This is a genomic window from Roseobacter sp. YIN89, from assembly GCF_057219365.1.
Genome location: NZ_JBXVVD010000003.1, coordinates 564,545 through 586,856, shown reverse-complemented (window position 1 = coordinate 586,856; position 22,312 = coordinate 564,545). Strand labels below are relative to the sequence as shown.

19 protein-coding genes and 1 tRNA gene are annotated in these 22,312 nt (G+C 56.4%); 12 read left to right on the top strand and 8 right to left on the bottom strand.

Annotated features, from left to right (window positions below; genetic code table 11):
* Both aroB and AC2D8V_RS15190 read right to left on the bottom strand, forming a co-directional pair.
* Window positions 1–1,113 carry a 3-dehydroquinate synthase gene (aroB, locus tag AC2D8V_RS15195; RefSeq protein ID WP_484734416.1) on the bottom strand — a complete coding sequence of 371 codons (1,113 nt, stop codon included), beginning with the start codon at window positions 1,111–1,113 and terminating at the stop codon, window positions 1–3.
* Window positions 1,106–1,699 (bottom strand): shikimate kinase, encoded by a 594-nt coding sequence (locus AC2D8V_RS15190; protein ID WP_484734415.1) that lies wholly within the window; start codon window positions 1,697–1,699, stop codon window positions 1,106–1,108. The genes aroB and AC2D8V_RS15190 overlap by 8 nt, the downstream gene beginning before the upstream one ends.
* Window positions 1,700–1,785: 86 nt before the next feature.
* Here AC2D8V_RS15190 and AC2D8V_RS15185 point away from each other — a divergent pair, with 86 nt between their 5' ends.
* Genes AC2D8V_RS15185 through AC2D8V_RS15175 form a run of 3 tightly spaced genes read left to right on the top strand, consistent with a single transcriptional unit; the run spans window position 1,786 to window position 4,443 of the window.
* Complete coding sequence (locus AC2D8V_RS15185; protein WP_484734414.1) at window positions 1,786–1,935, top strand: hypothetical protein; 150 nt, start codon at window positions 1,786–1,788, stop codon at window positions 1,933–1,935.
* Window positions 1,925–3,472: an MCP four helix bundle domain-containing protein gene (locus tag AC2D8V_RS15180; RefSeq protein WP_484734413.1), complete on the top strand. Its 1,548-nt coding sequence runs from the start codon at window positions 1,925–1,927 to the stop codon at window positions 3,470–3,472. Before AC2D8V_RS15185 ends, AC2D8V_RS15180 begins: the two co-directional genes overlap by 11 nt.
* On the top strand, window positions 3,472–4,443 hold the full coding sequence (locus tag AC2D8V_RS15175; RefSeq protein ID WP_484734412.1) for a site-specific tyrosine recombinase XerD: 972 nt from the start codon (window positions 3,472–3,474) through the stop codon (window positions 4,441–4,443). The genes AC2D8V_RS15180 and AC2D8V_RS15175 overlap by 1 nt, the downstream gene beginning before the upstream one ends.
* Here AC2D8V_RS15175 and AC2D8V_RS15170 read toward each other — a convergent pair.
* Window positions 4,380–5,195: a metallophosphoesterase family protein gene (locus AC2D8V_RS15170; protein WP_484734411.1), complete on the bottom strand. Its 816-nt coding sequence runs from the start codon at window positions 5,193–5,195 to the stop codon at window positions 4,380–4,382. The two genes, AC2D8V_RS15175 and AC2D8V_RS15170, sit on opposite strands and share 64 nt — an antisense overlap.
* A gap of 76 nt (window positions 5,196–5,271) precedes the next feature.
* On the opposite strand from AC2D8V_RS15170, the gene AC2D8V_RS15165 reads away from it, so the two are divergent.
* Window positions 5,272–6,579 carry an HlyC/CorC family transporter gene (locus tag AC2D8V_RS15165; RefSeq protein WP_484734410.1) on the top strand — a complete coding sequence of 436 codons (1,308 nt, stop codon included), beginning with the start codon at window positions 5,272–5,274 and terminating at the stop codon, window positions 6,577–6,579.
* 61 nt (window positions 6,580–6,640) lie between these two features.
* Window positions 6,641–7,540, top strand: coding sequence for a sulfotransferase domain-containing protein (locus tag AC2D8V_RS15160; RefSeq protein ID WP_484734409.1), 900 nt, complete (start codon window positions 6,641–6,643; stop codon window positions 7,538–7,540).
* A 31-nt stretch (window positions 7,541–7,571) separates the two neighbouring features.
* On the opposite strand, the gene AC2D8V_RS15155 is transcribed toward AC2D8V_RS15160, so the two are convergent.
* A complete protein-coding gene (locus AC2D8V_RS15155) occupies window positions 7,572–9,992 on the bottom strand; it encodes a GcvT family protein (protein ID WP_484734408.1) in 2,421 nt (806 codons plus the stop codon).
* Between the two features lie 180 nt (window positions 9,993–10,172).
* Here AC2D8V_RS15155 and AC2D8V_RS15150 point away from each other — a divergent pair, with 180 nt between their 5' ends.
* The 3 genes from AC2D8V_RS15150 (at window position 10,173) to AC2D8V_RS15140 (ending at window position 14,452) form a co-directional block, all read left to right on the top strand.
* Window positions 10,173–10,928: an HpcH/HpaI aldolase family protein gene (locus AC2D8V_RS15150; protein ID WP_484734407.1), complete on the top strand. Its 756-nt coding sequence runs from the start codon at window positions 10,173–10,175 to the stop codon at window positions 10,926–10,928.
* Between the two features lie 450 nt (window positions 10,929–11,378).
* Window positions 11,379–13,784 carry a GcvT family protein gene (locus AC2D8V_RS15145; RefSeq protein WP_484734406.1) on the top strand — a complete coding sequence of 802 codons (2,406 nt, stop codon included), beginning with the start codon at window positions 11,379–11,381 and terminating at the stop codon, window positions 13,782–13,784.
* 41 nt (window positions 13,785–13,825) lie between these two features.
* Complete coding sequence (locus AC2D8V_RS15140) at window positions 13,826–14,452, top strand: nucleotidyltransferase family protein (protein WP_484734405.1); 627 nt, start codon at window positions 13,826–13,828, stop codon at window positions 14,450–14,452.
* 70 nt (window positions 14,453–14,522) lie between these two features.
* On the opposite strand, the gene AC2D8V_RS15135 is transcribed toward AC2D8V_RS15140, so the two are convergent.
* Window positions 14,523–16,568, bottom strand: a complete 2,046-nt coding sequence (locus tag AC2D8V_RS15135; RefSeq protein WP_484734404.1) for a Hint domain-containing protein — start codon at window positions 16,566–16,568, stop codon at window positions 14,523–14,525.
* 696 nt (window positions 16,569–17,264) lie between these two features.
* A tRNA-Leu gene (locus AC2D8V_RS15130) sits at window positions 17,265–17,348 on the bottom strand.
* A 159-nt stretch (window positions 17,349–17,507) separates the two neighbouring features.
* Between AC2D8V_RS15130 and AC2D8V_RS15125 the strand changes: the two genes are divergently transcribed.
* Together AC2D8V_RS15125 and AC2D8V_RS15120 are read left to right on the top strand one after the other, a co-directional pair.
* Window positions 17,508–18,143 carry an exopolysaccharide biosynthesis protein gene (locus tag AC2D8V_RS15125; RefSeq protein WP_484734403.1) on the top strand — a complete coding sequence of 212 codons (636 nt, stop codon included), beginning with the start codon at window positions 17,508–17,510 and terminating at the stop codon, window positions 18,141–18,143.
* Window positions 18,140–18,598 carry a disulfide bond formation protein B gene (locus AC2D8V_RS15120; RefSeq protein ID WP_484734402.1) on the top strand — a complete coding sequence of 153 codons (459 nt, stop codon included), beginning with the start codon at window positions 18,140–18,142 and terminating at the stop codon, window positions 18,596–18,598. The genes AC2D8V_RS15125 and AC2D8V_RS15120 overlap by 4 nt, the downstream gene beginning before the upstream one ends.
* Here AC2D8V_RS15120 and AC2D8V_RS15115 read toward each other — a convergent pair.
* Complete coding sequence (locus AC2D8V_RS15115; RefSeq protein ID WP_484734401.1) at window positions 18,595–19,020, bottom strand: Lrp/AsnC family transcriptional regulator; 426 nt, start codon at window positions 19,018–19,020, stop codon at window positions 18,595–18,597. The genes AC2D8V_RS15120 and AC2D8V_RS15115 overlap by 4 nt on opposite strands.
* A gap of 109 nt (window positions 19,021–19,129) precedes the next feature.
* On the opposite strand from AC2D8V_RS15115, the gene rocF reads away from it, so the two are divergent.
* Window positions 19,130–20,050, top strand: a complete 921-nt coding sequence (gene rocF / locus AC2D8V_RS15110; RefSeq protein WP_484734400.1) for an arginase — start codon at window positions 19,130–19,132, stop codon at window positions 20,048–20,050.
* Between the two features lie 20 nt (window positions 20,051–20,070).
* The gene (locus tag AC2D8V_RS15105) at window positions 20,071–21,120 is read left to right on the top strand and encodes an ornithine cyclodeaminase (protein ID WP_484734399.1); all 1,050 of its coding nucleotides are present in this window, start codon (window positions 20,071–20,073) and stop codon (window positions 21,118–21,120) included.
* On the opposite strand, the gene AC2D8V_RS15100 is transcribed toward AC2D8V_RS15105, so the two are convergent.
* The gene (locus AC2D8V_RS15100) at window positions 21,105–22,271 is read right to left on the bottom strand and encodes an FAD-dependent oxidoreductase (RefSeq protein WP_484734568.1); all 1,167 of its coding nucleotides are present in this window, start codon (window positions 22,269–22,271) and stop codon (window positions 21,105–21,107) included. The two genes, AC2D8V_RS15105 and AC2D8V_RS15100, sit on opposite strands and share 16 nt — an antisense overlap.
* Window positions 22,272–22,312 lie beyond the last annotated feature (41 nt).

Below are 22,312 nucleotides of genomic sequence, written 5' to 3'. Positions count from 1 at the left end.
TCATGCGGTTGCTAATGCATCTTGCAACACTTGGCGCACGGTATCTGCCGGTACATCGGCCGTCACGAATGCATCGCCAATTTCACGCGCAAGAATAAAGCGCAATTCCCCCCGCACCACCTTTTTGTCCTGCCCCATCAATTCGACAAGTGCCTCCGCCGTGGGCAAATCGCCAGGAATATCACTCATGTCGGTTTTCATTCCCATGGTCTTGAGATGTGCGCGCACTCGGCTTGGGCTTTCCTGGCTGCAGAGCCCCAATCGCGCGGATAATTCGAAAGCGAGCGCGCAGCCGATAGCCACCCCTTCTCCGTGCAACAGCCTGTCTGAATAGCCCGTCGCGGCTTCAAGTGCGTGGCCAAAGGTGTGACCGAGGTTAAGCAATGCCCGGTCCCCCTGTTCTGTCTCGTCACGGGCGACGATGTCCGCTTTCATCTGCACAGAGCGACGCACCGCCTCGACACGTGCCGACATATCGCCAGACGCCAGCGCAGGTCCATTCTCTTCCAACCACTCAAAGAAGTCGGCGTCGCCCAGCAAACCGTATTTGACGACTTCGCCATACCCAGCCAGAAAGTCACGCGCGGTAAGGGTCCCCAAAACATCTGTATCTGCCAAGACAAGGCTTGGCTGATGAAATGCGCCGATCAAATTCTTGCCCTGCGCGGCGTTGATCCCGGTTTTACCGCCGACGGAACTATCCACCTGAGCCAGCAAAGATGTCGGGATCTGCACAAATCGGACCCCACGACGCAGTATGGCAGCGGCAAACCCCACAAGATCACCGATGACCCCGCCGCCAAAGGCAACTACGACATCGCCCCGTTCGACCTTTTGATCCAGCAGCCAGCCGACTGTCTGCTCAAGGGGTGCCCACGACTTTGTGGCCTCGCCAGCAGGGAGCGACAAGGCGCTTGCGTCAATGCCGTGACGAGAAAGACCTTCGCGCAAGCTGTCGAGGTGCAAAGCGCCAACCGTCTCGTCCGTGACGACCGACACGACGGGCCGCGTGAGCAGCGGCGAGATTTCGGCACCCGCCTGTGGGATCAGACCCGGCCCGATCAGGACGTCATAACCGCGTCCCGGCAAATCCACATGAACTGTTTTACGCATCTGACCTCTCCAATACGTCTGGGCGGGTCAACAAGACATTCGCAACGCGCAGCGCCATTTCTTCGATGCTGACAGGCGGCGCACAGGGAACACGCAAATCGGCTTTGGCGTATTCCGGAACGCGGGCTGCAAAAAGGCTTTCCAGCGTTGCGCGCGGGTTTTCAGTCTGCAGCAAAGGGCGTGTATCGCGATGTTTCACCCGGCTCCACAGCAGGTCGATGTCAGCATCAAGCCAGACCGACACCCCGCTTTGTGAAATGGCCTGTCGATTGACCTCTGCCAGAAATGCGCCTCCCCCCGTGGACAACACGCACGGTGTACCGCGCAGCAACCGATTGATGACTTCCGTTTCCCGCGCCCGAAAAAAAGGTTCGCCGTCACGCGCAAAAATTTCCGGCACGCTCATGTTCGCCGCAATTTCTATCTCGTGGTCCGAATCAAGAAACGGCACGCCAAGCCGCAAAGCAAGCCCGCGGCCCACTGCTGTCTTGCCAGCACCCATCATGCCGACCATCACAATCGTTTTTTTCAACACAAATCCTTGTGTTGCGCCCTGATCGGCCATGGATTGCTCAATTTCGCTCATAATCGATTGAATGACGTGATATTGCAAAAAAGGCCATATATAACTTCTGAAAAAAGACGGCAGGCAACAAAGGCAGTAAACGCGACATGTCCCGCATTTTAAAATATTTGTTCTATCTCGCGATTTTGGGTTTCATCGCCTTGGTGGGTTACGCCTACATAGGCCCCTATTTCGGCGTGGATTTTTCGGCCCCCCAGAGTGAAACACGGGTGCCCGTACAACTGGATGCCAACTAAGCGCATTCGATACGCCGGCGCGCTGACGGTCGCGCTGATTGGTGCAGGCGCGTCTGTGGCGCAAGAAGCACCTCTTTCAGTAATTGATTGGCTCAAACGGCATCCAGACAAGCCGCCAATGACCTCCGCCGATCTGCCGGACAGATTTGAGCCCCCGATCAGTGCGGACACACTGCCGCCCGAAGTGACGACGCAGACGCTGAGCGAGCCTGCTGCACGGCTTATCGGTCTGGTACCTGGTTCGGTCACCGGTCTGCCCGAAACCCTTTGGTCCGGCAGCGGGGTCCAGGGCCTTGCTGCGCAGTTTGATGCATTGCCTCCACTAAGACTGCCAGCGGCTCAAGCCTTGCTCTATACGCTGCTGCTCACCGAAGCATACAGCCCCGGGACAGACACGGAAGAAGCAGACCGGCTGACAATGGCCCGTGTGAATGCGCTCATGCGTCTTGGAGCGCCAGACCCCGCTCTGGCATTGCTGGAGCAGGCAGGCGTCACCCGGGACGCAGCGCATTTTGGTGCCTATATGGATGCCGCTTTGCTGACAGGACAGGAGGATGCAGCCTGCGCGATCCTGTCTGCCAACCGCCATCTGTCCCCGACATTGAGCCACAGGGTATTTTGCGCTGCGCGATCAGGAGACTGGCCAACCGCAGCTTTGTTGTTCGACACTGGCAACAAGTTGGGAGAGATCGCAGCCGCAGATGTGCCAGTGCTAGAACGTTTTCTTTATCCTGAGGCGTTCGAAGGCGCGCCAAATCTGCCGCGACCGGATCAAATGACACCGTTGCTCTTCCGGCTCCATGAAGCGATTGGTGAACCGCTCACTACCGGTCTTTTGCCGCGTGCATATGCCGTGGCAGATTTACGTGACCTTGCCGGTTGGAAGACGCAACTGGAAGCCGCAGAGCGGCTCGCCGCCGCTGGCGCCCTGCCCGCCAACAGGCTTTTGGGGCTCTATACTGCTAGACAACCTGCGGCATCTGGCGGCGTTTGGGAACGTGTCACGGCAGTACAACGGCTAGAGACGGCTTTGCGCACGCGTTCAGCCGAAGCTATTTCGAAAACGCTGCCGGCCGCATGGCGGCAAATGCAGCGCGTCGGGTTGGAAGTCATCTTTTCGCAACTGTTTGCCGATGGGTTGCAACGCTACGAACTGACGGGAGACGCCGTAAGCATCGCGCAGCGGATGTTATTGTTGTCGCCCGATTACCGGCAATACGCCCGCGTATCCGATGCCGACCCGCTCTTTCGTGCAATCGCACAAGGCGACACGCGCGGAGTGATGCCCCATGACCCGCGTGCCGCTGCAATTGTCGCGGGGTTCGATACACAGAACGCACGCAAGGATTTGACCGAGATGGCGCGCAACGGGCGCACAGGCGAGGCACTGTTGCGCGCGCTGATCCTGCTGGACGATGGCGCCGAAGGGGACATTCGCGCGCTGACCCAGGCATTGGCAAGTTTGCGCGCATTCGGGCTGGAAGAAACCGTGCGCCGCGCAGCACTGCAGATCCTTTTACTGGATCGGTTCAGTTGATGGCGGATGGTCACGCTTGGATATCCGCTTTTCTGGAAGCACAAGCCGCCGAGTTGGGAGCCGCACGGAACACTTTGCTGGCCTACGGGCGCGACCTAAAGGATGTCGACGCGTGGATGCAGCACCGCAAATTGACCTTTGCCGATATGGCGAAGACGGACGTAGAGGCATATCTCATTTCCTGTGATGCCCAAGGCCTTTCCAAAGCGACACGCGCGCGACGGCTCAGTGCGATCAAGCAGCTTTATCGTTTCGCATTTGAAGAAGGCTGGCGCAGTGACAATCCTGCGATTCAGGTTTCCGGCCCCGGACGCGACAAGAAGCTCCCCAAGACCCTCAGCGAAAACGAAGTTGACAGCTTGCTCGAGGCCGCACGCGCATCGGGGCGCACAGAGGACGACCGCGCACGAAATACCTGCATGATGGAGCTGCTTTATGCGACTGGCATGCGGGTCAGTGAGCTGGTCAGTTTGCCCGTCTCAGCAGCCCGTGGTGATCCGCGTATGTTGTTGATCCTCGGCAAAGGCGGCAAAGAACGCATGGTGCCACTGTCACCACCCGCCCGCAGTGCACTTACCGTATGGCTGAAAAAACGCGATGCCGCAGAAGAGGTCGCAAAAGCCAAAGGGCATCCGTTATCGAAATTCCTGTTCCCCTCACGCGGTTCGTCAGGCCACCTGACGCGACACCGATTTTATCTGTTGATCAAGGAGCTTGCCCTTGCCGCTGGTGTTACTCCGTCAAAGGTAACGCCGCACACGTTACGTCATGCGTTCGCGACCCATCTATTGGCAAACGGAGCGGATTTGCGCTCTATCCAGACCCTTTTAGGGCATGCCGATGTGGCGACCACGGAAATTTACACGCATGTTCTTGAAGCCCGGTTGGCGCAACTGGTGCTGACCCATCACCCCTTGGCAAAGGATGACGAACGCAGAGAGGACGGCAGCATGTCCTCGGATGGCCAATAACCGCTGAGCAGAGCTTTGTCGTAACCATGGGTTAACCCCGCCAATTGCATATCGCGGGCGGCGGCTTCTGCATCGTACCGCAAATGATGAAACAGCACTTCGCCACCATCCAATACAGCGAAACGGGTCTGTTGGCGTCCGTCATTAGGGGGCATACCGATCACACCTGCGTTGATCCACCGCCCCTGCCCCGTTTGCCGGATAAAGGGCAATCCGCAGTGACCAGCGATGACGTGATCAACAGCACCAACGCGGGCTCGGACAGCCTCAAGCTCCTGCGCGAAAACGCCTTGGGAGGCGTCGGGCCAGATGAAGCGGGCGATATCCGTCATTCCACCGTGAACCACCGCATATCGCGCACCCTGATGCCGGAATGAAACGACTTCGGGCAAGCTGCGCATCCAGCTGCGCGATGCCAAAGAAACCCGTTCGTTTGCGTAGGCATACCATCCCTGGCTGAGCAAATCGCACGTTGTGCCCTGCTCAAAACCACAGCCGCATGTATCTGCGCTGGCGCCAAGTTGGCGCTCGCAGTTGCCCGCAACTACGGCGATGCCGATGTCGCACACTGCTTGTGCGGTAGCTTCGGGATGGGCGCAGTAGGCCACCACGTCACCTGTACAGATAACGTGACTGAAAGGAACACCGCGCTGGCGCGCAACCTCTAGTAAGGCGTGGGTTGCCTGCAAATTGCTATAGGGACCACCAAACACCACGACCGGGCCGTCCAGAGTGCCGAGATCTTGATGCAATTTGCGGCTCCTCTCTTGATTGAAGGCGCGCCCAGCCCCATAACCAATGCCAAGTAACCTAAAGGTATCCTCCCAAATGGAAACGGCCACCGCAACGCTCGACGCGGCTTTTTGGATCACAAGTGGCGTGATCCTCTTTCTTCTTGTTCTTTCCGGTTTCTTTTCCGGATCCGAAACCGCGCTGACCGCTGCGTCGCGGGGCAAGCTGCGCAGTCAGGCGGATAAAGGCTCCAAGGGCGCGGAGCGTGCGCTCAAGATCACAGAGGATAACGAAAAACTTATTGGCTCCGTTCTGCTGGGAAACAATCTGGTCAACATCCTTGCGGCATCCCTTGCCACATCAATTTTCACACGCGCCTTTGGCGAAAGCGGTGTGGCACTGGCTACGCTGGTTATGACGCTGCTGGTTTTGATTTTTGCCGAAGTGCTGCCAAAGACATACGCCATTACAAACTCGGAAAAGGCGGCAAGCCTTGTCTCGCGCCCGATTTCGCTCGTCGTTCACGTCTTTGCCCCTGTGGTTGCTGCAGTGCGCTTGTTGGTCCGCGGTGTACTGCGCATCTTTGGTGTTCGCATTGATCCGGACAGTAACATTCTGGACGTCCATGCAGAAATCGAAGGCGCCCTTGCAATGGGGCACCAAGAGGGTGTCGTAGAAAAGGAGCACCGCGACCGTATTCTCGGCGCGCTCGATCTGAATGAACGAGCGGTTGAAGAGATCATGCTTCACCGGTCCGGCATCGAAATGATCGACGCGGATGACGAGCCGCAAGATATTTTGCAACAGTGTTTGCAGTCCAATTACACACGCTTGCCGGTATTTCAGGGCGATCCCGAAAACATCATCGGTGTGATCCACGCCAAAGACTTGCTGAGGGCCATGTACAAGATCATTGGAGGACCCGAAGGAGACGCCGCCAAGCTGCGCAGCTTCAAGCTGTCTGATGTGGCGATGAAACCGTATTTTGTACCTGAGACGTCAACGCTCGACGAACAGATGCGCCAGTTTCTGCGCAGGCGCACCCATTTTGCGCTGGTTGTTGACGAGTACGGCTCGCTTCAGGGCCTGATCACGCTTGAGGATATTCTTGAAGAGATTGTTGGTGAAATCACCGACGAGCATGATCCGCAGGACGAACAAGTGCTGCAAAGCACTGACGAGGGCGACTATGTGGTCGAAGGCGGCATGACGATCCGCGACCTGAACCGCGCCACAGACTGGAACCTGCCGGATGAAGAAGCCAACACGGTAGCCGGCCTAGTCATTCACGAAGCGCAAATGATCCCAACCGCCGGGCAGGTATTTTCCTTTCACGGTTTCAGGTTCGAAGTATGCGCCCGTGAGGGCAACCGAATAACCGAATTGAAAATCAGGCCGTTGTAGCGCAGCATCGCGCAAACGATGCCACGGCTTGTCTGGTATTTGCACTGAAGAGGACGGCCCAATGAGTGACACCCTCGCCGCACCAATAAAACCGGCTCGTGTTTACCAAGGGACGCTGTCTGACAGCACAAAGTGGGAGCGGTTCGCCCCCCGTCAAAATGATGTCATCGTGTCCACACCTGCAAAATCGGGCACAACATGGACGCAGGCAATTCTCTCGCTGTTATTCAGCGGTGATCCCGAAGTGGATGCCAATCCGTCATTCAATGCCCCTTGGTACGACTCCACTTTTTCTGACACAAACGAGTTGCTGGACCGACTGGAAGCGCAAGAGCACCGCCGCCACATTAAAACCCACACGCCGCTTGATGCGGTTCCGATCTGGCCCGACCTTCGGTACATTACGGTCTATCGGCATCCCATCGACGCACACTTTTCGGCCAGAAAACACGTTTTTAACTACGCTCCGGATGTTGCGGTGCTCCGCAAGATTTCTGACCAAAACTTTCCACAAGATCCGCGGGAAAGCTTTCACATCTTCCTCACGTCCCGGGATAACGAGGACCATGGCACACTAAGGCTGATCGTTGATCACTATCTGTCGAGCCTGAAAGCCGAAGCGACGGGTCGCGTTCTGCGGTTGCACTATGCCGATATGACCCGCGATCTGAAAAGTGCCATTCATCGGGTTGCGCAGCACTTAGACATCGTGCACGACCCGGAAGTTATGCAAAGCATTGTTGAGGCCGCAGGTTTCGCCAGCATGAAAAAGAACGCTGACAGGTTTGCGCTGGCGCAGGGCAAGGGCGTGTGGCGCAACGACAAAGACTTTTTCGACAGTGCGAGCTCAAATAAATGGGAAGGCGTACTGACAAAAGGCGACCTTGCCGACTACGACGCCGCGATCTCGAAACTTCTGACGCCAAGGCAGCGGCACTGGCTTGAATGGGGCACAGTCTGAAGCTGCTCCTCGCGAGGACGCCACGGCTGCATCAAGCCCGCAGTCTTTCGCCTTTGGGATCGAATGGCGGCTCGTCGAGAATGACAGCCTTGTGTGGTTGGCCAAGCACCATTACCTCAACTTCATCGCCGGCTTCAGCACCCACGACATAGCCCAAAGCAAGGCTCCGGCCGATGGTGTAACCATATCCACCTGATGTGACCCGCCCTATCCCTTTACCTTCTTTGAAAATCGGCTCGCCGCCGGTCGCATCGGCATTGGAAGCGTCAGTTTGTGCGCTATCGAGCGCCAACAAGACAAGGTTTTCGCGCGCAGGCTTGGCAAGCGTTTCTGCGACAGCCTGCTTGTTCAGAAAATCCTTGTCCATTTTGCACAAACGGTCGAGCCCGACCTCCTGTGGCCAGTATTCCGGGCTGTATTCACGCCCCCAAGAGCCGTAGCCTTTTTCTATCCGCAGGCTCATCAGTGCCCGGCTGCCGACAGGGCCTGCGGAAAATGCGCGGCCAGCATCAAGCAGCGCCTCGTAGAGGCGTGCCTGATCGCCCGCGTCACAGTGCAGTTCCCATCCCAGATCACCGGTAAAGCTGACCCGCAGGGCAAGAACCTCAACGCCTGCAATCTCCAACCTTTTGGAGCGCATGAAAGGAAAGTCCTCGGTCGCAAGAGAGGTATTCGTCAGACGCTGCAGCATGTCACGGGATTTTGGCCCGGCGACGTTAAAGCCGCAGACCGCCTCAGTCTGGCTTTCAAACACCGTCCCCTCGGGGAGCGGCACCGCCTTGAAAAACCTTTTGTGATACCGCTCCGCCATGCCTGAACCGATGATCCAGAATTCATCGTCCGCAAGTCTTGTCACCGTGAAATCACCTGCAATGCCACCACGCTTACCGATCAAAGGGGTCAGGCACGACCGCCCGACCGCTTTCGGCATGTTGTTTGCAAAAACACTATTCAGCCACTCCTCGGCATCGGGACCTTTGCAGCGATACTTGGCAAAATTCGAGATGTCGATGATACCGGCGTGCTCACGCAACATTCGACACTCCGCCCCGACGGGTTCCCACCAGTTCTGTCGGGTAAAGCCGTCGGTGTCCTGTGTGCCGGGTTTGTCCGCGAACCAAAGCGGGTGTTCCCATCCGAAATTCAAACCAAATACCGCTCCCAGATCGCGCTGCATCTCGAAAACGCCGCGCGTTCTAACGGGCCGGCCTGCGGTACGTTCTTCGTTTGGAAAATGTATCTTGAAACGGTTTGCGTATTGATCACCAACCCGCGCCTTGGTGAATTGCTTGTCAGCCCAAGCGCCGAACCGCGCCACATCCCAAGCGAACATGTCGTATCTGGTCTCGCCGGTGACAATCCAGTCCGCCGCCAGCAGCCCCATGCCACCGGACTGGGAGAAGCCTGGAATAATACCGTTGCAACAAAAATAATTTGATAACTCAGGCGCCGGGCCGAAGAGCACATTGCTGTCGGGTGACCAAATCATGGGCCCGTTGATAACCCTTTTGATTCCAGCTGTACCAACCACAGGTACCCTGTCGATGGCCCGCATCATGTTGTCTTCGATCCGTTCAAGATCATCCGCAAACAGTTCGTGGCCAAACCCTTGCGGCGTCCCGTCTTCGGCCCAGAAACGCAGGTCTTTTTCGTATGCGCCGACCAACAGTCCCTTGCCCTCCTGACGCAGGTAATACTCGCCATCCCGGTCCGCCACCGATGGCAGCCGCCGATCCATGGCAGCAATTTCCTCAATGGTTTCTGTGACAAAGTACTGGTGCTCGGTCGGCTGAAGTGGCAGTTCCAATCCAGCCAGCGCTGCAACCTCTCGTCCCCACAATCCCGCAGCATTCACAACCCACGTTGTTTTGATATCACCTTTGGGCGTGCGCACGATCCATGTGCCATCGCTTTGCTGCTCGGTTGCTGTCACGGGACAGAACCGAATGATCTCGGCACCATTCTGGCGGGCCCCGGTGGCATATGCATTGGTCACGCCTGACGGGTCGACATTCCCGCCATCCGGCTCCCACATGATGCAGCGTATTCCGTCAAAATTCACCAAAGGGTGCAGGCGTTCGGCTTCATCGCGGCTGACTTCATGAAAATTCATCCCATAAAGCTTGGCCTTGGCTGCCTGCAGACGCAGTTGATGTTCGCGCGCCTCGGTTTGCGCCAGATAAAGACTGCCGGGCTGGAATACGCCACAGCTTTGTCCGGTTTCTTCTTCCAGACTATTGTAAAGGTTCATCGTGTAATGCTGAATGCGGCTGATATTGGTGCTATCGTGCAGCCCATGAATATTTGCAGCGGCGTGCCACGTAGACCCGGAAGTCAACTCGTCTCTTTCCAGCAGCACCACATCCTGCCAGCCCAATTTGGTCAGATGGTACAGTATCGAACAACCAATGACGCCGCCTCCGATAACGACAGCTTGGGCATGAGTGCGCATAAGAGCTCCTGTGGTGCAAACAACGCCTCTACATTGACTTGGCATTCTCTAAACCGATTGCGCGATGGCGACATTTTACGTCGCGGCTGTCACATCTTATCGACACGCAAAACTATGATTGACCAAAAGCTGTGCGGGCGATGATGGTGTCATGTGACAGCACGAAATGGAGATTTCTTGATGGACAGACTAAAATATCGCCTCGCACACACGGAAGATCGGGTTGCACTGCACATTGCGACAATTCCATCTCCTGTTGTCACTCAGGCCATGGCCGCTGCCGGTGCCGACGGCATCATTATTGATCTAGAGCATGGTGCAGTTGACTATGGAACGGCGCAGGCGATGATTGCAGCGACGGCAGGCACGCGGTGCTCTCCGCTTGTCCGGATAGCAAAAAACGATCCCGCACAAGTGAAACGAGCGCTCGATCTGGGTGCAGAAGGCATCTGCTTTCCGCTGATCCGCACAGCGCAAGATGCCAAAGACGCGGTGGCTGCCATGCGCTACCCACCTCGCGGTGTGCGTGGTTTTGGCCCGTTCATCGCACAGTCTTACTGGCAGAGCGATCTGACGACATTTCGAAAAGATACCGAAGACAGTCTTGTTACCATGTTGTTAATCGAAACACGCGACGCGGTTGAAAACATCGAAGAAATCTGTGCCGTCGAAGGCATAGATATTCTTGTGACTGCAATGTTCGATTTAACGACCGATCTGGGGCATATGGGCCAATTCGACCATCCGGAGGTACAAGACGCTGTTCAGCGCATCGAAAAAGCGGCGCAAGATGCCGGCATTCCGATCGGCAGCAACGCATTGGACGCCGCAATGGCCAAAAGGCTCTTTGCGCGCGGCTACCGCGCAATTGCCGGTTTTGATATTCTGTGGATCCGGGCGAAAACTGCCGAATTCAAAGATTGGGTGTCAAATTGAGGTAAATTGTAACAACCGTCCGGCGAAAATCCGCTGTTTTGCCGTATTGCAGTGCAGTATTCTGAATTTTGTGGTTTGCTGAAACACATGAGTTAACAGTTGTCCGCTAAGGTATGCTGATGGACAAATATGAACCGTTCCAACGGAAAAAGCCAAAGCCCGATCCAAAACGGCGGTGCCACAGGTGTCAGGGCTCGGGACAGGCAAACTGTGTCACCTGCGGCGGTCAGGGGCGTGTGGTCAAAAGCAAGGACAAATTGGGCAAACCGATTTATGGGCGTTGCGACGCCTGCTATGGCACCAGATCGCGTCGCTGTTCCAGTTGCTCGGGCGAAGGGTTTATCTGACGCCTGAGAGCACGACAGCGGCAAGAATGGTCGTTTTTGACCCAGCCAAACAGCCGATACCTGCGCAGTTTGTCGACGACCATTATCTGCGGCGGAGCATGTCATGAAATCTACTTCTCGGGTTGTCGTCATTGGTGGCGGCGTGGTTGGCGCTTCGGTGCTCTATCACCTGACGAAACTTGGATGGGCGGATGTCATGCTTCTGGAACGTTCGGAGCTGACATCGGGATCCACATGGCATGCTGCGGGCGGCTTTCATACCCTAAATGGCGATACAAACATGGCTGCCTTGCAAGGCTACACCATACGCCTTTACCGTGAACTCGAAGAAATCACCGGAATGTCTTGCGGTTTGCACCACGTTGGCGGCGTAACGCTGGCGGATAATTCAGATCGCTTTGACATGTTGCTGGCAGAGCGGGCCAAGCACCGTTTCATGGGGTTAGATACAGAAATCGTTGGCCCGGAAGAGATTGCCCAAATTGCACCAATCACCAATCTCGAGGGGATTATCGGTGGCCTTTATGATCCATTGGACGGGCATCTGGACCCATCGGGCACCACACACGCATATGCCAAAGCTGCCCGCATGGGCGGAGCGACAATCGAAACCCATTGCATGGTGCGCGAGACAAATCAACGCGCTGACGGCTCGTGGGATGTGGTAACCGACAAGGGCGTCGTTCATACAGAGCATGTAGTCAACGCCGGTGGTCTTTGGGCACGCGAAGTTGGCGCGATGGCCGGGGTGTATTTTCCGCTGCACCCGATGGAGCATCAATATATCGTCACCGATGACATCGCCGAGATCTACGACAGAGACAGTGAACATCCGCATGTCATGGATCCCGCAGGCGAAAGCTATCTGAGGCAAGAAGGGCGCGGGCTGTGCATTGGCTTTTATGAACAAAAGGCGAAACCTTGGGCCGTTGACGGAACGCCGTGGGAATTCGGGCACGAGCTTTTGCCTGATGACTTTAGCAAGATCGAGCAAAGCATTGAATTTGCGTATAAACGCTTCCCTGTACTAGAACGTGCCGGGGTCAAGTCAGTTATACACGGGCCTTTCACTTTCGCACCTGACGGGAATCCGCTGGTCGGGCCGGTACCGGGCGTACGTAATTATTGGTCGGCATGTGGGGTCATGGCCGGTTTCAGTCAGGGCGGCGGGGTCGGTTTGACACTGGCGCAATGGATGATCGAGGGGGAACCGGAACGAGACGTGATGGCTATGGATGTGGCCCGCTACGGTCACTGGATCACACCGGAATACACGCGACCCAAGGTCATCGAAAACTACCAGAAGCGTTTTTCCGTCTCTTATCCCAACGAAGAACTGCCCGCAGCGCGCCCTTTCGTGACAACGCCGATGTACGACACATTCACTGCCATGGGGGCGGTATGGGGTCATCAATACGGGTTAGAGGTGCCGAACTACTTCGCTCAGGACGGTGAACCAACGTATGAAACGCCCAGTTTCAGGCGTTCTGACGCATTCGATGCAACCGCCCGCGAGGTTGCCGCAGTGCGCGAGCGTGCCGGTATCAACGAGTTGCGGAATTTCGGCAAATACCGCGTTAGTGGTCCAAATGCGCGTGCATGGCTCGACCGAATAATGGCGAGCCGCGTGCCAAAAACAGGACGCCTCAGCCTGACCCCGATGCTGTCTGAAGCAGGTAAACTGATAGGTGATTTCACGATCTCTTGCCTCGCAGAAGATGACTATCGCCTGACCGCATCCTATGGCGCGCAAGCGTTCCATTGGCGCTGGTTCATGACCAACGCTATGCAAGGAGTTGATGTCGAAAACATTTCGGACAGCCTAGCGGGATTTCAAATCGCCGGGCCGCACGCACGCGACGTGCTGGAATCTGCTTCCGGTGCGCCATGTGCGATGCGTTTTATGGATGTGCGACAGTTGCGTATCGGCCAATTGCACTGCCTCGTGCAACGCGTCAGTTACACCGGTGATCTTGGATACGAGATATATTGTGCGACAGAAGACCAACCAAAGCTGTGGGATGAACTTTGGCAATCTGGCCGGGCTTACGGCATAACTCCCTTTGGAATGCGGGCAATGATGTCTCTGCGGCTGGATCGGTTTTTTGGCAGTTGGATGGCCGAGTTCTCGCCTGACTACACCCCTGCGGAAACAGGCATGGACCGCTTTATCAAATGGGATAAGGACATTCCGTTCATTGGCCAGCCTGCAGCCGAAAAAGAACGTCAGTCGGGACCGTCACGGCGGTTGGTGAACCTTCAGATTGATGCGCTGGATGCAGACGTAAGTGGTTATGAGCCCATCTGGCTCGACGGCGAGGTAGTTGGGTTCTGCACATCCGGCGGTTACGCACACCATAGTAAAGCGTCACTGGCGATGGGTTTCTTGCCCGCCGACAAGGTCGACATGACGGACACCTGCACGGTTGAAATTCTTGGCGAAATGCGCCCTGCAAAAGTAATCAAAACGCCTGCTTTTGATCCGTCCGGAGACCGCATGCGCGGTTAGTTGCGCTTTTGCCAGTGGCCAGATCGGCGTAAGCTGTGCATATGAAACGTGATAGCGCGGCTGATATCCCTATTCTTGTTCTTGCCGCCGGCGCCTCGAAACGGATGCAGGGAACGGACAAACTTGTGCAAACCATTGCAGGTGTGCCGCTCTTGCGACGGCAGGTGCTGCGTGCGAGGTCTGTTGCTGACATGGTGCTGGTCACGCTGCCGCCAGCCCCGCATCCGCGCTACGCGTGTCTGACGGGATGTGATGCAAAACAGGTCTCGGTTGCGGATGCAGACATGGGCATGGGTCACAGCCTGCGCGCAGGGATTGCCGCCCTGCCCCACGACACCCGACACGTCATGGTTTTGTTGCCGGACATGCCGGACATCACGGCACAAGACATCGCTGCTGTTGCCGCAGGACCGGCAAACCATCCACAGGCGACGATCTGGCGCGGCGCCACCGCCACCGGAACGCAAGGCCATCCAATCATCTTTGAGAAACGCCATTTTGATGACCTTAAACAGTTGACCGGAGATCGGGGCGGTGCGCAGGTCGTCGCGCGGCATAAAGAGCAGGTAAAGCTCATTCCGCTGCCCGGTGAAAATGCAGTGTTGGACCTGGACACGCTAAGCGCGTGGCAAGAGTGGCGACAAAACCAAAAAGCGGGAGATCCATAAGACCTCCCGCTTTCGTAATGCCGCGCGCTTAAAGTGCGGCGGCGGCTGCATATTCCGTATCGGCTATGGGCTATCCGCGCGTGAGCACCTGTGCCTCGTATTTCTTTAACGCGCGTCGCGCAGCTTGATATGACGCGCGCCCCACCGGTGTCTCGAATTCCGGGAAAAGCTCTTCGATTTCCAGCCGTTGAGCATTTCCTATTCCCTTGAGGCTGTAGTCGCCTGGTTGAAAACTTTCTGTCCAAGCCCCGTTCGACAGCACGATCTCATGCTGCGCGAACATGATATGGTGGTACGTTGTCCACCGCGGGTTCGCCACACTGACCCCTTCCAGTGCCGTCAAATGCTTGGCCGCCACCAGAACTTCGCGTTCTTCAAAGTAGAGAGCGGTTTTGTCGTTAGAGACCAGAACCCGGTGGTTCGGACTAACCCACAGATCGCGAACCGGCAGACCGTCTCCCAATGCACCCTTCTTTATGCAGATGGGTTTCAGATGCGGGCTCTTTGCCAGATCGGACCCTGTCAGACCGCGAGAACCCACCCAGCTTATTTCTTGTATCCCGTTGTCGCGCGTCAGTACCTTGTCGCCTGCTCGCAGGGTTTCTACAGGCCTCTCACCAAGAGGCGTAGCAATTTGCATCCCCGGCGCGAAACAGATGGGAATAATTTTTTCGATGTCGTAAAATTCGAGTTGTCCGGTTTCACGGCCGTCTGCGTCAAAATACGTGACAATCCCATCTTCCTGATCATCCGAAGTATAGACGATGCTGGCGCTCCCGCCTGCAGGCGCCGTGCCGCGCAAATCCAAGGTGTCGCAATCGTCACCGCCATCGCCGCCGTCAACGGTGTCACCCGGACCAGCATTGATGAAGAGATCCCGATCGTCTTCACCCTCTAGCGTGTTGTCACCTCCACCCGCACCGTCGATGGTGTCGTTTCCGTCGCCGCCACGTACAATGTCGTCGCCGCTACCGCCACCGAGGCTGTCATCTCCGTCACCACCGTCTAAAGTGTCGTCGCCGGTGCCACCTAGTAGAGTATCCTGTCCATCACCACCGTCGAGACGATCATCCCCGCCGCCACCAGAGAGGCTGTCGTCATTATCACCGCCGCCCAGTACGTCATCTCCGGCCCCACCTTGGAGCGTATCGTTTCCAGAGCCGCCGTCGAGCGTGTCGTCGCCACTTTCACCGTCGAGGCGGTCGTCCCCTTCTTCGCCAAAGAGCGAGTCGTCTCCTGTTCCGCCAAATACGTCATCGTTACTCAATCCTGCTTTTACTGTGTCATCGCCGCCCCCGGCGAGAACGAGGTCGTCATTGGGCGCGGCCCCCGGAAGGAGCGCATCCTCTGCGTCTATCCGGTCGCCGTCGGGATCGCCCGTATAAGCCAGATCGATCAGGTCATCGTCGCCTGTGCCTGACACAATTCCGTCTCGTTGCGGTCCGCTGATAATGTCGCGGTCATAAACGGCGACATATTCAATCTGGCCTTCGAAAAATTTTGAATAGGCGTTGCGGTTGTCGTTCACTTCCCGTGCGCCAATCGTGAAATTCTCACCGTCGTCATCGGCAGTGGCAAAACTCAGACCGGTCGTATCGAAATCGACTTGCGCTTCGGTACCGGTATCCAGATTTGTGACCAGAAGCGTACCGCCGGATGCACTGCTCCAGGCATAAGATAGCTCGACCCTGTCACCGGCTGAAAAGAGACCGGATTCGGTTCGTAGAAACAGATCCGCATCCCCTGTCTTGTGGGTAACTTCGATGCGGCCATCGCCAGTAACGCCGACCGCAAAATAGCTGTCCGTCATGCGGTCGGTGAACTCACCACGATTTATCAGAATGTCTGCAGATTGGTGTTTTTGCGGGCCTTGCGAGAAAACGATGTTAATTGTCCCTTCATCGATATCGAAGGGGTCATCGCTGCCCATGGTGCTGAAGTAATCTTTCTTTCCGTCAAGATAGAGTGCACCGTCGACAACAAACGCATCATCAAACAGCGCGCCGTCCTGCGCGATGCCGTCAGCCGAACCGGTATCAGCAGTCTCCGATCCTCTGAGGAAATCCCAAAAGCCAATCAAGTTGGCTGTATTTGGGGAGTCATCACCAGCTGACATTACTCTTCCTTACAGACCGATAGCGCAAAAACACGCGCACCGGTTTACACAAACACACACATCGTCCTGAGCCGACCCGGTGTCTCGGGCCTTGCGCAACACCACATAACCTTTCAACGACACCGGGGGCTTCAACAGATCACCGAATGAACACTCAAACGGCGGTGATCATCACGTTCACTCGTCACCCGACCACGTCTTGGTCACAACGAACCTGACCGATTGAGACCACACAAAGAAGCGAAAATTGTCCGAAAAAAGCCGTATTCTCAGCCACTGTTCAAATTTTTGACGGCGTAAGGCGCTGGGAGACATGACTAATTTTTGATATTGTTTCTTGCGCGCACTTTCGTGGTATGTCGCGAAGTCCAATAAACGCAGGCGATTAACAACCGACAACGCTTCGTGCTTACACGTAATCCGGACATCATTGTTCTGTCGCAAGAAACAGCGCGGCCACGCCAACCGTTTGAAATTTAGCGGCACAATCTGGCCACATTTGGTCCGGCACATTCTTGCGCTTGCGAACAATCCAACGCGGGTGCAGGTATTTGCCAGCTATCGCCAACAATGAACAATCAATTGTGGCAAGCGCATACAACGTTGATTCGTTTTGGCAGGGGCGTGAGCGCCTAGTTACGATCCAAGGTCAGCATTCGATTTGAATTCGGCGCGGAACACGAGAAACCGTGTTGGTGGTACCCAAGGCCGGACTCGAACCGGCACGCCCGAAGGCGGGGGATTTTGAATCCCCTGCGTCTACCATTCCGCCACTTGGGCACTGAGTTGTGCTTACTCAAGCTTTGACAGCGCGTCCAGCCAAAAAAGAATGCCTATCAACACAGAAACTGAACCACCGACGAATGCGACCTGAGGCGCTGGTCTAGGCCCCCGCAATTTGCTAGGCGAAGCACAAAGGCACGCAAGCTTGCGGCGTGCATGAGCGCGAAAGGCAGTTTTTTGACGGAACAGCAGGTCAATGATTTGGCGATATCAGAACGGCTTGACCAGTTGGCGCAATCCGCTTCTGAGGAAATCGTTTCGCTTTCTTGGATACTAAGCCAGTTGCACGAACGTGCCTTTGGTCTTTTCCTGCTGGTGCTTGCTTTGCCGTGCTGTATTCCGTTTCTATATGGTCTGCCTCAGATCGTGGCGTTGCCGTTGATGTTCGTGTCGGCGCAGATCTTGATCGGACAGGACAAACCGTGGCTCCCGGCAGGACTGGCGGCGCGCAAAGTCTCGGTTCAGGGCTTGGAAACGCTGTCAGATCGGGCGCGACCCTGGCTGCGCCGGATAGAAGCAATCAGCCGGCCACGGCTTGCTAATCTGACCCGGGGCCCCTTTGACCGCATCGTCGGGCTCGCGCTTGTTCTCTTTAGTGCCTCAATTCTTGTTCCCCTACCCGCGACGAATACGGTTCCCGGATTTGCAGTTGTAATAATTGCCGTAGGCCTTTTGCAGCGCGACGGGTTGATGGTCATTCTGGGCATGCTGCTTGGGACGGCGTGGATCGCATCACTTATTTTTGCCGGGGCCACATTGGTCAGTCTTATCAAAGGATGGCTTGGGATATGACGCGTACAAATTTGCTAGCACTCGCAACACTGGGGTCAGCCGGTTTGATGGTTGCAGCACTCGGCTTTCAGCATCTCGGCGGCATGGCCCCCTGCAAGCTTTGCATATGGCAACGATACCCGCACGTCATTGCGATTATGATCGGGGTCATGGCGATAACACTGAAAGCGCGCGGGCTGATTTTGGTCGGAGCTGCTGCAGCGGCGACCACTTCGGCCATCGGATTTTATCACGTCGGCGTGGAGCAAGGGTGGTGGGAGGGGCCGTCAACATGCTCCTCAGGCTCGATCGACAATCTGAGCGCTGATGATTTGATGGAACAAATCCTCTCGGCGCCACTTGTACGCTGCGACGAAATTCCATGGGAACTGTTTGGCATCAGCATGGCAGGTTGGAATGGAGTTGTGTCGTTCGCTCTTATGGTGGTTTGGTTGTTGGCCTGGCGTCGCGCTTAAATGGCCTTGCGTGTCTTGAGCAGCAAACTCGTTTCACTTGCCGTGACACCGTCTAGTCTGCGTACCTGCCCCAAGACAGCATCAAATTCTTCGAGCGAGTTGGTGCCGATCTCTACGATCACGTCCCACCGTCCGTTTGTTGCGTGCACCTGCCGAATGGAAGGCATCGACACGAGGCTGCGCACAATCCGGTCGGTCCCGCGCCCCTCGATTGCAATCATCATAAGCCCCCGCACCGGATCTCGCTGCTGGTCGGTTTTCAATACCGGCGCAAACCCGATTATTTCGCCTGATTGCTGCAATCGTGACAAACGCGCGCGAACGGTCGTCCGCGACCAACCAAGCGTGTCCGCCAACTGAGAGATTGATGCGCGTGCATCCTGACGCAGCGCCAATACAAGCTTTGTATCCAATTCATCCATTTTTCCCCTCCAATATGGATATTGGTTAACCATTATGAGCATTTTGGCAAGTTGTTGTCGCACCATTCTGGCGCATATATCGTGGACAGTCGCCATTATGGAGAATGATATGTCTCAGCAGAATTGCATTTTGATCGGTGCTCCGGTCGACAGCGGAAAACGCAGACGGGGTTGCCTGATGGGGCCAGATGCCTATCGCACGGCCGATCTAGCAGGAGCTTTGACCTCGCTGGGGCACAAGGTGGAAGACCGCGGGAATGTTGCCCCTGCCCCTCATGTTCCAAGCACTGATGGAAAATTATACGCTTTTGAGGAAACCGTAGCGTGGACGAAAGCCTTGTCCGACGCGGCGGAAGCAGCCTGTGCAGACGGTATGCCGATCTTTATGGGAGGCGATCATGCCTTGTCGCTTGGCACAGTGCTCGGTGCCATGCGCTACGCTGCGGCCAAAAGCCAGCCGCTGTTCGTCTTATGGCTTGACGCGCATAGCGATTTTCACACGCTGGCGACTACCGACAGTGGAAACCTGCACGGTACTCCTTTGGGCTACGTAACCGGTCGCGCGGACTTCGATGGATTTCCACCACTGCCATATACACTTCCACAAGAAAACGTCGCAATCATTGGACTACGGTCTGTGGATGCGGCTGAGCGGGTAGCCCTGCAGGAAACAGCGATACAGCGCGTCGACATGCGCGAGATTGATGAAACCGGGATCGCCAAACCACTATCAGCCTTTCTGGACCGCGTAGCAGGATCCAACGGGATGCTGCACGTATCGCTCGACGTAGACTTCCTTGACCCCAGCATCGCTCCCGCTGTCGGCACAACAGTTCCCGGCGGGGCCACCGTTCGCGAAGGTCATTTGGTCATGGAGATGCTGCACGATAGCGGCCTGATGACATCCCTCGATCTGGTCGAGTTGAACCCGTTTCTGGACGAACGCGGAAAAACCGCGCAGGTCATGGTCGATCTGGCCGCCTCGGCGATGGGCCGTCGTGTGTTTGACCGACCTACCCGCGCCTACTGAAGTCTTTAAGGAGTCGCACCATGACCTTGATTGCCCCTTCAGACAAAGCACTCGTGCCCTTTGTCTCTGTTGATCATATGATGAAGCTGATCCACCACGTCGGTATCGAACAGATGCTGACAGGTCTGGCGCAGTACATCGAAGACGACTTCAAGCGTTGGCAACTTTTTGACAAGACGCCGCGGGTGGCCAGCCATTCAAAGGAAGGTGTCATAGAGTTGATGCCGACCTCTGACGGCGAGGTTTACGGCTTTAAATATGTGAATGGTCACCCAAAAAACACCGCCGAAGGATTACAGACCGTCACAGCCTTTGGGCTTCTTGCCGATGTGGGCAGCGGTTATCCGGTTCTTTTGTCGGAAATGACGATGCTGACTGCGATGCGAACCGCCGCAACTTCGGCACTGGTCGCGCGCCTGCTTGCCCCGACAGGTGCCAAGACGATGGCCATGATCGGCAATGGCGCGCAATCAGAATTTCAAAGCCTCGCGATGAAAGCCGTCTGTGGGATAAAGGAGGTTCGGCTTTATGACATTGACCCGCGCGCCACAGAGAAATGCGCAGCCAATCTGGAGGGCTCCGGGTTGAAAGTTGTCCGATGCGCGAGCGCAGAGGACGCAATGCTCGGCGCAGAGATCATCACCACCTGTACGGCGGACAAGCAGTATGCCACGATTTTGACCGACAACATGGTTGGCGCAGGCGTGCACATAAATGCCATCGGTGGCGATTGTCCTGGAAAGACAGAATTGGCGCCTGCTATCCTGCACCGCTCTGATATCTTTGTGGAATTTCCTGACCAGACTCGCGTTGAAGGCGAAATCCAACAACTGGATGAAAATCATCCGGTCACCGAAATCTGGGAAGTTCTGGCGGGAACTGCGACCGGCCGCACATCGGACAAGCAAATCACGCTTTTCGACTCGGTTGGCTTTGCGATCGAAGACTTCAGTGCCTTGCGGTACGTTCGCGACAAGATCAGGCAGACAGAATTCTTTCACGCGCTTGACCTGCTCGCCGATCCGGACGACCCTCGCGACCTTTTTGGAATGCTTCAGCGCGCGGGCTGAGAAGCCGTGCGCGTCACGTCGTGACGGTAAATCCAATCGAACTGGCGCAGCATCAGTCCGGGCGCCAGCCTGCTGCCCAGTGACAAGGCAATGTGGGCTGTACGGCGCGGCAAGCCCGGTTTCATGTGATACTTCCACGCATTCCCGCTTGCGGCATCAATCACCTTGGACACGCGCGAATGTCGGGCTGTTTGATAGGCGCTCAGAGCACGTCCGGTTTGGACTGTGTTTGCCAAAACCCATGCATCTTCCAAAGCCAGATTTGCACCTTGTGCCAGAAACGGCAAAGTCGGATGCGCGGCGTCGCCCAGCAAAACGGTTCCGTGTTCCACCCATCGCGCTGCCACCGGGTGCCGGAACAGGCCCCAAAGATTTACGCGGGTCACAGCGCTCAGAATAGACGCGGAAGGGCCGGAAAAATCGGCAAAAGCAGCGCGAAGGTTTGCAGGCTCATCTGTGTGATGCCAGCCTTCCTCGGCCCAAGCGTCGCGTTCCTGAACAGCGACGATGTTGGTCAATGCCCCGTTGCGCAGCGGATAACTGACAATGTGCCGGCCCGGACCCATGGTGACTGTGGCAACCGGTTGCGGGTCCGCACAGGGAATGAGCGCGCGCCAGGCAACCTGTCCGGTGAATGTCGGCTTTGCATCACCATTCAAGGCCGCCCGTCCGATCGAGCGCAGACCATCCGCGCAAACGATCAATTCGGCGCGCGATGTTCCACCGTCTTCAAAGCTGATTTGCGAGATAGGCCCGGGTGTGACGGCCGTAACCCGTCGTCCTAGTTCCATCGAAACATTTGCCTGACGTGCCGCACGTGCGAGCAATCCGACAAGATCGGCCCGATGCACAAAGAAGTATTGTTGATCACCCAGTTTCGACAGATCCAGTCGCGCCACTTCCGTGCCGCCTTGGTAATCCGTCAGCGAGACGGCTTGCGCCCGAACGGCTCCCATCCGATCAAGGCTGCTTTGCAACCCCAAATCGCGCAAAACGGCCAAGCCGTTTGGACTGATCTGAAGCCCTGCGCCGATTTCGCCAAGGTCAGGAGCCTGTTCAACCAAGGTCACGGCAACGCCGCGCCGGGCGAGCAGCGCCGCTGCTGCGAGGCCGCCAATCCCCCCTCCCACAACAATCGCGTTACTGACCATCGTCACATATCCGTCAAACAAAGGGCGCCGAGACACACGCC